Origin of the sequence: Caballeronia sp. DA-9 (assembly GCF_051615025.1) — a bacterium.
Classification (GTDB): Bacteria; Pseudomonadota; Gammaproteobacteria; order Burkholderiales; family Burkholderiaceae; genus Caballeronia; species Caballeronia sordidicola.
The window spans coordinates 164025-176605 of record NZ_CP195132.1 but is presented as its reverse complement, the minus strand read 5'-3'; the positions used below and the strand labels follow the sequence as shown (position 1 = coordinate 176605).

At 60.9% G+C, this 12581-nt stretch carries 9 protein-coding genes; all 9 read right to left on the bottom strand.

What is annotated here, in order from left to right; genetic code table 11:
- Positions 1–174: 174 nt before the first annotated feature.
- Entirely contained in the window at positions 175–1722 is a 1548-nt protein-coding gene (locus ACRWA7_RS07045; protein ID WP_438392042.1) for an MFS transporter, read from the bottom strand.
- Positions 1719–2231: a GNAT family N-acetyltransferase gene (locus tag ACRWA7_RS07040; RefSeq protein ID WP_438392041.1), complete on the bottom strand. Its 513-nt coding sequence runs from the start codon at positions 2229–2231 to the stop codon at positions 1719–1721. The genes ACRWA7_RS07045 and ACRWA7_RS07040 overlap by 4 nt, the downstream gene beginning before the upstream one ends.
- 3 nt (positions 2232–2234) lie before the next feature.
- Positions 2235–3596, bottom strand: coding sequence for an LLM class flavin-dependent oxidoreductase (locus ACRWA7_RS07035; RefSeq protein WP_438392040.1), 1362 nt, complete (start codon positions 3594–3596; stop codon positions 2235–2237).
- Between the two features lie 60 nt (positions 3597–3656).
- Positions 3657–4907, bottom strand: a complete 1251-nt coding sequence (gene argE, locus ACRWA7_RS07030; protein ID WP_438392039.1) for an acetylornithine deacetylase — start codon at positions 4905–4907, stop codon at positions 3657–3659.
- 84 nt (positions 4908–4991) lie between these two features.
- Complete coding sequence (locus tag ACRWA7_RS07025) at positions 4992–5336, bottom strand: DUF3088 domain-containing protein (RefSeq protein ID WP_436181509.1); 345 nt, start codon at positions 5334–5336, stop codon at positions 4992–4994.
- Between the two features lie 224 nt (positions 5337–5560).
- Complete coding sequence (locus tag ACRWA7_RS07020; RefSeq protein WP_438392038.1) at positions 5561–8017, bottom strand: TonB-dependent receptor plug domain-containing protein; 2457 nt, start codon at positions 8015–8017, stop codon at positions 5561–5563.
- Positions 8018–8652: 635 nt separating this feature from the next.
- Positions 8653–9693 carry an LLM class flavin-dependent oxidoreductase gene (locus ACRWA7_RS07015; protein WP_436181507.1) on the bottom strand — a complete coding sequence of 347 codons (1041 nt, stop codon included), beginning with the start codon at positions 9691–9693 and terminating at the stop codon, positions 8653–8655.
- Positions 9694–9752: 59 nt separating this feature from the next.
- Positions 9753–10697: an ABC transporter substrate-binding protein gene (locus ACRWA7_RS07010; protein ID WP_438392037.1), complete on the bottom strand. Its 945-nt coding sequence runs from the start codon at positions 10695–10697 to the stop codon at positions 9753–9755.
- Positions 10698–10741: 44 nt separating this feature from the next.
- The gene (locus ACRWA7_RS07005; RefSeq protein ID WP_438392036.1) at positions 10742–12553 is read right to left on the bottom strand and encodes an amino acid ABC transporter permease/ATP-binding protein; all 1812 of its coding nucleotides are present in this window, start codon (positions 12551–12553) and stop codon (positions 10742–10744) included.
- Positions 12554–12581 lie beyond the last annotated feature (28 nt).

Here is a 12581-nt window from a genome sequence, read left to right as displayed (position 1 = left end):
CAAAATGATTCGACGAAGAGGACTGCGGTTGACGGTTATTCAGAAGCAATCCTGATCGACGCTGACTGCCGGCACTGCAGAGTGTCGTCAGCGCGACTCATAGGCGCGGGCGCGGTCGGTCTCGCGCGTTCAGACCGCTGAAGAACCGGGCTCGGAACCGTCCAAGCCAACCTCCTATGGCTCACTGACATCCAGAGTGCCACCCAACGTGTGCCCGGGCAGCGCCACCGGTGCAGTCGAGCCGCCGTATCGCCCCTCATCAGGCGGTATCGCCAACCGCCTGCGCAGCGTATCGGCCAGAGCGGCGAGCAGCGCCCCTCCAGTGAGGGCGAGAACCAGAATCAGCGAGGCCACGAACGCCGAACGATAAAACGCCACACTGGCTCCGCTGCTCAGCTTCACGAGAAAGATGCCCGCCCCCCACGACATCCCGATCGAGCAGGCCAGACGCTGGGACAACTGCAGGAATCCGGCCGCCAGTCCACGCCCCTCGCCCTCGCCTGCCTCGGCTAGCGTCATCACCTGGTTCGGTGCGTGGATCAGGCCGCTCGCGACCCCTTGCAAAAGCCCGATGACCGGATAGACGAAGAGTATTCCCGCTACCGGCAGCAACAGGATCGCCACGGCCTCCAATGCAATCAGGACGGCATAGACGGCAATCACGGATGCGACACCGGCGCGGCCGAAACGGCTGACGAAACGCCAGCTCCTGGTGGACGACACCAGCATGCCCAGCGCTGAAGACACCGATAGGGCCGCAAACAGCAAAGGCCCTATTCGCAGTCCGTCCAGAAAAAATAGCGCGCTGACAATGCCTAACGTGAGACCAGCGGCGAACTGGAACATAGCCACCGTGGTGCCCAGCACGTAGCCAGGCGAACGAATGAGGCCGCGCGCGAGAATCGGAGAACCGCCGCGACGCTGGTAGTACGCCTCCCAGCAGACGAACAGCGGCACGCCGGCCGCCGCGGCGGCGAGGTAGGCTCGGGCGGGAATGGAGCCCGCGTTGCCGACCAGGGTGGCCAGCATCAGCGCCAGCGTGATGACGCTCAGCAACGCCAGCCCGCCTGGATCCAGGGAGAACCGGCCGGACTGCGGCCGGCTCCTGGGCAAGTGCCGCAGCGCGAGGAAAAAGACAACCGCGCCAAACGGAACATTGATCAAAAACAGCAGGCGCCAGCCGATATCCGGCGGTGCAAATGCGAGCACCAGCCCGCCAAGCAGAGGCCCGACGGCGCCAGACATCCCGCCAGCCGAAGCGTAGCGGCCCAGCGCCCTCGCGCGGCTTTCCCCCTGGAACAGGTCCTGAATCAGCCCCAGCACCTGCGTGTTGATGATGCCCGCTCCCAGCCCCTGCAGCAGCCGCGCTGCGATGACCGTTTCCGCGCTCCAGGCTAGCCCTCCCAGCACGCTGAAGCCGGCAAACATCGCTAACCCGATCAGGAACAGCGATCTGCGCCCGATGATATCGCCCAAGCGCCCGGCCGGGACCAGCGCTACGCCAAAGGCCACCGAGTAGATCGATATGATCAGTTGCAACTGGGACGCTGACGCATGGAGATCATCGCGCAGCCGGGGAACGGCCAGTGCGAAGATTGCCTGGTCGAGCAGCGTGGTGAAGCCCATCGCGACGCAGATGCCGAGAACGACGCTTGCGTTGCCGCCGGGCTGCGCAGGCGTCTTGACGCCCGTCTTGTGCAATTGCCGATGCAGTAGCCTCACGACAACTGTTTCTCGAACAGGAAGCCCGGCGGCTCCTCCTCACCGAAGTCGTGTGCCGACAGCAACGTATAGCCACTGGTCTGGTATAGCGCGATGGCCTCGGGCTGACGCGGACCAGTACCGAGGAACACCCGTGTGTAACCCAGGCGTAAAGCCTGCGCCTCGAGTTCGGCCAGCACGCGCCGCGCAAGGCCTTGACGGCGATGGTTGCGGCTGGCCCAGATGCGCTTGAACTCGGTGGTGCCAGGATCGGAATGTTTCATGAGTGCGCCTCCCGCTATCGCTTGCCCGTCTCGCAGCAGCAACAGGAAGGCGCCATGCGGTGCAGCAAACGCCTCGGGGGGATAGCGCCGCAATTCGTCTTCGATCTCGCCCGGCTTGATAAACCCTTCGTAACGGCTGCTGTACTCGAAGATCAGTTCGTCGAACAAAGGGCGAGCCAATGGATCATGCACGGAAACATAGATGAAACGCTCATCCTGCCCGGTTGACGGGTATGTGGCTGCCATCTCTTACCCCTGTGCCTGCGCGTAGCGATTCGCGGGATACGGCAAGCCCAGGTGTTCCCGTAGCGTACTGCCCTGATAGTCCGTGCGATAAAGACCGCGCTTCTGCAAGATAGGCACCACCTGCTCGACGAACTCGTCGAACGCGCCCGGCGTGCCGCCCATGATGATGAAACCGTCCGCGGCGCGAGACTCGAACCACTCCTGCAAACCGTCTGCCACTACCTCGGGCGTGCCGATAAAGCGCGGTCGCGGTGCGGCCGACTCCAGCGCGACCTGGCGCAGCGTCAAGCCGCGCTCGCGGGCTTTACGCTTGATGCCGTCGGTCCCGCTACGAAAACTGTTACTACCGAGCTCGCCAATGTCGGGAAACGCTTCATCCAACGGATACTGGCTGAAGTCGTGGTGCTCGAAGAAGCGGCCAAGATGATCCAGCGCACTGTCGATGGTGATCAGCTCCAGTGTTTCCTGATAGCGGCGCTCCGCCTCTTGCGCGCTATCGCCCAGGATCACACCCACCCCTTGAAATATCTTCAGCTCGTGTTCGCCCCGGCCAATGCCGTCCGGCTCGCGTTTCAATTCGGCGTAAAACGTCCGGGCCTCGGCGAGCGTCTCATGATGCGTAAATACAGCGTGGGCGTGAGCAGCGGCGAGGTGCTTGCCATCCTCCGAGGCGCCCGCCTGGAACAGGATTGGCCGCCCCTGCGGAGTGCGCCCGACATTGAGCGGGCCCTCCACCGAGAAGTACTTGCCCTTGTGGTCCAGTGTATGCAGCTTGGCCGGGTCGAAGAAGGCGCCGCTAGCACGGTCCCGGATGAACGCGCCCTCCTCCCATGAATCCCACAAGCCCTTCGCGACGTCGAGATACTCAGCCGCAATGCGATAGCGTTCGCCATGTTCCGGATGGCTCTCTCGCGAGAAGTTGCGTGCCGAGCCCTCCAGAGGCGAAGTCACGACATTCCAGCCGGCACGGCCGCCGCTGAGATGGTCAAGGCTCGCGAACTGGCGCGCCACGGTGAACGGCTCGCTGTAAGACGTGGACAGGGTGCCGACAAGGCCGACCCGTTCAGTGATCGCGGCTAGCACCGACAAGAGCGTGAGCGGTTCAAAGCGGTTGAGAAAGTGCGGAACCGACTTCGCGTTGATGTGAAGTCCATCGGCGACGAACACGAAGTCGAACTTGCCGGCTTCGGCCTTGCGCGCCACGTCCTTGACGAAGTCGGGGTTGATGCTTGCATCGATGACCGCATCGGGATGCCGCCAGCCGGCGTAGTGGCCGCCGGGCCCCCCAATAACAGCACCGAGGTGAATCTGCCGTGAGGCAACGGAAGCGGAGGTCGCCCGGTTCGCTTGATGCACTTGATTCATAAGGTAGTCACCTGACATTGACGAAAGAGGTGCGAGTCTGTAACGACGGCGGCACGCCGGTCATGGAGCGGATCGTCCGCCTTCCATATGCGCATCGACGCCATACGGCTCCTTCAGACTGCCAATGAGCCGTCGCACGAAACGCTCGCAGCTCGCCAGTTGCCCGAGCTCGACATACTCGTTGGCGCGATGCGCCTGCTCGATGTAACCCGGCCCGCATACGATGGTCGGAATGCCTGCCTGGGCGAACAGCCCGGCTTCGGTGCCGTACGCAACCTTGCGCTTCTGCCGGTCATCCGTGAGTGCGCGCACAAGCTGCGTGATCGCAGCCTCTTCGGAGGCGTCCAGCCCCGGCGACGACGACATCTGCCGGAACTCGATCGCGGCGTCCGGATGCTCGCAGCGCATTGCCGGCAGCAGCGTATCGCGCGCATAAGATTCGATCCGGGCGATGATCTGTTGCGGCTCGAGCGCCGGAAGATTGCGGAACTCGAATGAAAAGCGGCATTCGGCCGGCACCGTGTTGATCGCGTTGCCCCCTTCGATCAGGCTTGTCTGCGCGGTCGTGAAGGGCACGTCGAACAACTCATCGAACGGTCCTTGCGCGCGGAACTGATCGGCGATGTCCCGGATGTGGCAGATCAGCCGCGCCGCGTATTCGATCGCGTTCAGCCCATTGGGCGTCAGTGACGAATGGGCGGCGTGGCCGCGCACGCAACACTGGTAGGTATTGATGCCCTTGTGCGCGATCACCGTGCGCATGCCGGTGGGCTCACCAACAATACAGCCTGCCGGACGCAGGCCACGCTTTTTCAGATCGGCCACCATGTACGGGGCACCAACGCAGCCAATTTCCTCGTCGTACGACAGCGCGAAGTGCACCGGTTGCAGGAGCTTCCCGTCGAGCATCTCCGGCAGCAGCGCAAGCGTGCTGCCGATGAAACCCTTCATGTCGCAGGTGCCCCGGCCATAGAGCCGGCCGTCGCGGATCTCGGGCTGAAACGGATCGCTGTCCCACTGCTGGCCCACGACCGGCACCACGTCGGTATGGCCCGAAAGCACGATCCCGCCATCGGTCGAACCGTCGTGTGCCGGTACGGTAGCGAACAGATTTGCCCAACCGTCGCGCTGGTCGTGTATGAGCGTCGCGTCAATACCATGGCGCCTCAGTTCATCGCGTACCGTTTCGATCAAACCGAGGTTCGGCAAGCGGCTTGTCGTATCGATCGATACGAGAGTGCGGATCCAGTCAAGGGTAGTCTGCCCGGGCTGCCCACTGGTTGGAATATAGGCCGTATCCAGGGTGGACATCATTACCTCCTGGAAATAATGAGAGTGATCAACATAGTTGCGCGCACCGCAAACTAGCACGGCGCGTCAACAGATTTGATGGATTTAATGGACCTTCGGGAAGCCGTGCCGCTCGGCCAGCAACGCAAGAATCCGCTTCGTATCGGTGACGAAGTGCTTGTCGCCGAGTGTCTGAGCGTCGTCGGGTATGGGATACTCGTTACCTAGCACGAGTACCGGCAGCCCCTGATGCTCATCGTCGAGAGCCGCGATCACGTCGCGCCTGGGCCGCAAAAACGGAATGTGCTTCACGTCTAGCCGCACAACGCGGGCGTGGTCGCTCGCGAGCAACCCTTCGATCGCCACGCCATGTGGGCAGACAAAACGCTCGCCCGGGTGAGCGGGATCGGCGAAGCCCGGTTCCAGCAACAGCAGTAAATCTCGGCTCATGGTGAACAATCCTCCTGTAGTCTGGTCATAGAAGCAAAAGATTCTCCCGGTCCTGTACCGGAATAGCCACGAAGAAATTGATCCAGGAATATGAATGGTTCTGATAAGCGATTACGAGAGCTGACGGAGCCCGCCCTGCGGCGCAGCGGCCATGAACCTGCGTCGCGTACGGAACATGTTTCCTGTGACCAGCTAAAATGCCCAGATTTCCTGGTCAAACGGCACTAGAACAGGTACTTCGCGCGCAGGTAGTAGAAGCCACCGTCCATACCAATCGCGGACGTCGTGGGATCGATATCAGCCCCTGCATATTGAGCAGCCAGGGGCAACTTGTTGGGATATTCATTGAACAGATTCTTCGCGCCTACCGCCACCTCGAAGTGCTTCGTTACTTCGAAACGAGTCTCAAGGTCAGTGGTGTATTCCACTTTGTTTTTGAACGGTATGAATACGGAGACCGAGCCTGCATTAGGGCCGGTACTATAGGACTCCTCCGCCGACGTGGTACCGAAGCGCGTTTCATGCAGAGATACTCCCCACTTGCCCCAATTCCAAATGCCGCCAATAATGATCTTGCTCTTCGGTGTCCCACTCGTCAGGTAATCGATCTGCTTGGCATTCAGGAGCGGCTGGCCGTTGGCTCCCGCAGCGAGATGCGTCAACGACGTGTTGTTGAAGTTGACACCCACGTCCCAATCAATCGTGCCATATTGCCCGATGTATGTATGGTAGGTCGCCGCCAGATCGACGCCATCGGTGCGAGTATTTGTGCCGTTGGTGAAATAGCTGGCCGATATAGCTGACGCCGGAATGCCCAGTGGGGTTGAGAAGCCCGCCAGGCCGATGGCGTTGATTGCTGCCTGGCCCGCCTGCGAACCGCCCTCGACAATACGATTACGGATATCAATTTCATAGGCATCGACCGTCACGTTGATATCGCGCGTCGGAGTCAACACGAGACCCAAGTTGTAGCTGGTCGACTTCTCGGGCTTCAGGGGCTGCGCACCGAGCGATCTTGCCGCGGCCGAATTCGCAGCCAGCAATGCGAACGCCGAAGTCGGCGTCGGGCTAATCGTTGTGTAGTATTCCTCTGCGAGCGTGGGTGCACGGAACCCGGTGCCAACACTACCGCGCAGCGCGAGCCATGGAGTGAAATCGTAACGGGTCGAGATCTTGCCGTTCGTCGTATCACCCACGTCGCTATAGTGCTCGAAACGTCCTGCCAGATCGACTTGCCATTGTTGCGTGATCTTGGTCGCCAGATCGATATAGGTGGCGAGTACGTCGCGCGTATTGTTGCTCGCGCTCGCGGCGGTCAAACCAACCAACGCCGGCGTGCCTCCGTACAGATACGCATCCGGCTCGCCCGCGCCGACCGAATAGCCCTCGGTGCGCTGCTCAAAGCCGAACGACACGGTGACGGGTGCCGGTAATAGGGGAACATTGAACGGCCGCGTGAAATCAAGGTTATTGGTCCACTCGGTGTTCTGCTGATTGCCGATGTAAAAGTTGGTCGGCGTCTGGCCCGTTGCCTGATATAAGCCTAGATTCTCCGACGTCGCCTGGCTGAAATGAGCGTAGTCGCCGCCGTAGGTCGTACTCAAATCCCACTTCCAGCCCAGCAGGTTGTCGCCCTTAGCACCGGCCGTGACCGAGAAATCGTTTTCGTTAAGCAGGTCTTGCGGTATGAACCCGCCCGGATAAACTGCAGGCAAGACGCCGGAGCCCCGGATCGACTGATAGCTGGCCGCGTCCTTGTGGGCATAGGTACCGAATCCGTAAAGTTCTACATTGTCACCAAGGTAATAACCGGCGTTGAAGCCGACAACCTCACGCGTACTCGCCGGATCGCCAAAATAGATGTTGCTGACCGACCCGGCGAGCGCTCCGGTGTGAGCATACTGAGAGGTCCGGTCCGTATGATTCTCATGCGACACTTCTGCGCTCAGATCCAGGAACCCGCCCGGTCCGAGGGCAAGTCCGTAACGGGCGGACTCGTCTTGATGGAGACCGTCGCCCTGATAGGTTTGCCCGGTCGACGTTTCGATAGAACCACCCTTGGTGTCCGACTTGAGAATAATGTTAATCACCCCCGCGATCGCATCGGAACCATACTGTGCGGCGGCACCATCACGCAGGATTTCCACATGGTCGACAGCACTCACGGGAATCAGGTCGATGTCGACTCCCGTGGAACCTTGCTGCGGGCCGGGGTTAAGGGAAATAGTCGCGGTCGAATGCCGGCGCTTGCCGTTCACGAGTACCAGCACCTGGTCAGGCGTCAGGCCATGTAACGTAAGTACGTCGACCAGAGCGGCTTGCGCGCCACCCATGGCCTGACGCTGGATTGCCGGCGACAGGGAAACCAGTGCGTCGCGCAGATCAGTCTGGCCAGTGCTCTGCAACTGCTCGGCCGTAATCACATTCACCGGTGTTAGACTCTTGGATGCCTTCGTCGCTGTACGCGTTCCCGTCACCACTACCCGATCCTGAACCTGCACGCCATCCTGCTCGCGCGATTGCTGCGCAGTACTAGCCGGCTGCGCCACAGACGGCCCGGCCTCGCTCTGCGCGTAGGCGGCACCGCTGCACGCGTAGGTGGCGACCGCCAGCGAAATTGTCTTGCGCCGCCAACCCGCAATAGGCCCACAACCCAGCCTTGCTGAACGTCTTCCATGCATAATTATCGACCCCGTGGGAAAAATTAACACCCTGTGCGGCGCACGCATCATTGCGCGAGAAAGTGTCTGAATTAGTTAGTTAAGCGAGCAGATACTGATCTGTCAAAGTCACATCCTTCAACCAATTAATTCCGAGATAGTCATGAATTTAAAGACGTATATGCATATGTCTCGATGCCTCGCGGGCGATGAAATCCCATGCGCAGTTCGGCGTTTTTATAAAAACCGCCAAGGTGGCAAGACATCGTCACAGCGAAACTGGCACGTCGCCTTTCCATAGGCGCACGACCAGATATCCAGCCACGCCTGGCGGACCTGGACGGCGACAAACATGTTGGCCTGCGGTGAGATAGATATCGAAGGCGTCGTAGCCGACAGAGACGATCGCTCAACGACGATGTTGAGTTAGCCGGGTTCGAAGATGGCTGATCGAATATAAAGCGATCAGAGACATGTCGAAACCCGCATTGCTGGGCAACAGGTTCGCCTCTGCGCGTGCGAACGAAAACATTCCTTGTGGGAGCCGCAGCCAGGTCCAGCATCAATATGCGCAGCGTGAGAAGCATTGATCACGAGGCCATATTCCCGTCGCGGTAACCTCGTCGACACCCGCGTCCCGAGCCGCCTGGCCGCACTTATGTCGTCACAGCCTCCCGCACGGCTGACGACTTCCACCCAAGATGGGGTGCTATACGAGTAGCGAAATCTTCCAGAATCTGATGATAGTTCTCGAACGGTAGATCGTAGGGCAACTCAAGACGCAGCTCCCGCACTCCCGCCACTACGGGATCCGCGAGCAGGCGCTCAACGATCTCGTCCGCGGTCCCCACGAGATCAGGAATGAACAATATGCGCCGCTCGCCAAACGGGGCCAGCGTACGTGCGTGGCGTCCTTCCGCGAAGGACTGATAGCGTTGCCGTGTCTGGACGTCGGCGCCATCTACGGGAACGATGACACGCCCCAGCGCGACACGCGGCGTACGCACTTCGTTCCAGTTAGAGTGGAACAGATCAAGTTGTTGCAATTGGGCTTCACGGTAATCGTCGGTCCCCTCGCCCGTAGTAATGTTGCCGATCAACAGATTGAAGCCGTTACGTCCTGCCCATTCGATCGATCGCCGTGAGCCACCGCCATACCACAGCCGGTCAGTCAGCCCCCGCGCGTACGGCGATACGCGCGGTCGAACCCGCCCGGCCGCCGATTCGACAAAGGTGTCCTCGTCTCCGAGCCAGTCCCCTGACAAATTCCGGCGCAAGCGCGCCACCCGCTCATGTGAGAAATCGATCAGGTCGGGATCCGTGTCGAACAGCCGCTCACTCAACAAGGCGCCGTGGTTCGGCGCACCCGCGCTGAGCCCGACATTGAGTCGCCCCTTCGACAGCACGTCCACGGTTGCCAGGTCTTCCGCCAGCCTGAATGGATTCTCATATCCCATCTGGATGACCGCCGAACCCAGCCCGATTCGCGTGGTACGCTGACTTGCTGCGGCAAGAAAGGTCGCGGCGGATGACACGGCACGCTCGAGATGACGTTGACGCACCCAGGCGCTGTCATAGCCGAGTGCCTCACCCACGCCAAACAGTTCGAGCGTTCGCTCGAATCCCGCCTCCGGGCTTTCATCCGGATAATTCCCAGGTGTCAGAAATGCAATATGGTCAATGCGTGCCGCGCACATGTCGAACCTTTGTCTTGACGCGTATTAGTTTATTGGATAAGTCACCTTTTCCCACTTGATCAGGAATCCTTATATCCTGGCGGATTAGTGTCCGAGCGCTCGATTGCTTCGGTTTCGAGGCCCCACCGGGCGAGCGCCGCCCTATATTGACCTCCGGCGATCAACCGATTAGTCGCCTCGGTCAGCGCCCGCGCGAGTCCGGAGCCCTTGCGCGATGCAATCGCTACGTCGGCCCGTAGTGGCCAACCCGCATTCACGGTGCCCACCAGGCGAATTTTTCCTTGCGTTGCCGCCGCGTAGGCGAGTGGCGCGTGGGGATTGAAAGTCGCATCGGCGCGATTGGACAGCAGCGCGAGCGATGCCGAGTCCAGATCATCAAAATACTGGAGCGTCGCAGCCTTGAGCCCCTGGGCTACATTCTGGTTATTCCATTCGAGCAGGATGCGCTCCTGGATTGTTCCCGAACCCGTAATGATACGGAGCCCAGCGATATCCTTTGGGATGCGTATCGACTGGATCGAGCTGGCCACGGGTACATAGAACGCGTGCAAGCCGAGCCGATAGGTCGAAAAGTCGAATTTCTCCTTGCGCTGCTCGGTCACGCCCACGTTCGAGATCACTGCGTCGTATTTGCCGGAGGTGAGGCCCAGCGGCCAATCCGCCCATGCGACAGGCACGAATTCCAGCTTCAGGCCCAAAGTATCGGCCACTAGCAGCGCATAATCCGGATCCGAACCCACAATGGTGCGTGCGTCCGTCGCATAGGTTGCGAGCGGTGCTGCAAATGGCGCGACGGCAACCGTCAGCACGCCCGCCTCGACAGGACGGTAGCCATTGCTCAACAGCCGGACAGCTGACGGATTCTTTGGAGCCCGCAACCGTCCACGCTGTTCCGGGCTGAAGTCGAACGACCGGGTTCCGGCCAAGGCGCGCCCGGCCGGCCAGATTATTGTAGCGGCGGCAAATACCGTTACATTGGTTAGGAATACTCTTCGCTTTGTCATCGTCGGGATATTCTGGTATCAATAGTTGCAAGGTGCTAAAAGTGCTACAGCACCTTTGAGAGGAATTCACGGGTGCGGGGATGAGCGGGGTCGCCAAGCACGCTGGCCGGCGATCCGGATTCCACGATACGTCCGGCGTCCATGAATACAATCGTGTCGGCGACCTCGCGCGCGAACCCGATCTCGTGCGTGACGATGATCAGCGTCGTGCCGGAGCGCGCAAGCTGACGAATGACGTCCAGCACCTCGTTAACGAGCTCCGGATCGAGTGCCGATGTCGGCTCGTCAAAAAGCAGGACCTTCGGCTTGAGCGCAAGTGCGCGAGCAATCGCCACGCGTTGCTGCTGGCCTCCGGATAACTGGCGCGGCCACGCGTCAGCCTTGCCCGTGAGTCCCACGCGCGCGAGCAACGTGCGCGCTTCCCCCTCAGCCTGAGCGCGCGGCACACCTGCCGCCAGCGGTGCTTCGACAACGTTGTCGAGCACAGTCAGGTGCGGGAACAGGTTGAAGCTCTGGAACACCATCCCGACGTCAGCGCGGCGCCGCTCCAGGATGTCCCTTTCCTTGAGCTCGTAGAGCGTGCGCCCATCCCGGCGGTACCCGACCAGTTCGCCATCGATGTCGATGAAACCGTCGTCAACGCGTTCAAGGTGGTTAATCGAGCGCAGCAGGGTCGACTTGCCTGAGCCCGACTGGCCGAGGATCACAGTGACGCTTCCCGAAGGAAACGCCAGCGAGACGTCATCGAGCACCTTAAGCGTGCCGAAGCTCTTCGAGACGTTATGGATACCCACCTTGCCGCCGACACGCAGCTGAGCCCAGCCGGCCGCGCCCGCTTCGGCTACCGTGCGATGTTGCCCCGCCGGTTGCGCCGCACTTTCCCTGCGTGCCGCGCGCGCGCGACGCCACCGGCCGAGCAGCGCGGTCAGCCGTGAGTGCACGACCTGCTCGCGTGTCGCGCCACGCGCGAAGTACCGTTCGATATGAACCTGGATCGCCGACAGCACGGTCAGGATGACCAGGTACCAGATGGTTGCGACCATCAACAGCGGGATGACTTCCAGATTGCGGTGATAGATGATCTGCACCGTGTAGAACAAGTCTGGCATCGCGAGAATGTAGACGACCGATGTGCCTTTCGCTAGGCCAATCACGTCGTTGAACGCGGTCGGCAGGATCGCACGCATCGCTTGCGGCATCACGATGCGCCGCACCTGACGGCCGCCCGGCAAGCCGAGTGCGGCGGCCGCTTCACGTTGCCCGTGATCGACGGACAGGATCCCTCCGCGAATTGCCTCGGCCGAGAATGCCGCGGCGTTCAGCGTGAGCCCGAGCACTGCCGCAAAGAATGGACTGATCAGGTTCGTCGTCGATTCGTTCAGTAGTGCAATGTGCGTGAACGGCACACCGATCCAGATCGTCTCGTACAGATAGCCGAGGTTGTTCAGCAGGAGCAGCAGGACAATCGGCGGGATCGAGCGGAACAACCAGATGAACGCCCACGAGCAGCCGGCCAATAACGGCGAACGGGATACCCGCGCCAAGGCAAGCGGGATTGCAAGCGCGAAGCCAAAGAGCGCGCTGAGCGCCGTAAGCACGAGCGTCCGGCCGAGGCCCGAGAGTACGGGCCCGGCGAGAAACCACTCCGCAAAGACCCGCCAGCCCCAGCGAGGATTACCCAATACCGAATTCAGTACGATGCCAATCAGCACGATCGCCAGCACCGTTCCTGCCGTGCGTGCATGATGCCTTGCCGGGACGATCCGATAGTGCGCGTAGTCACGACCTGCGGCGTCTTCGTTCGGATGGCCCGAGTGGACGACGTGGCTGGCAAGCTGCTGGGTGGTATCGCTCATAATCCGTTCCTCGTGGGTTGTGAGCCCT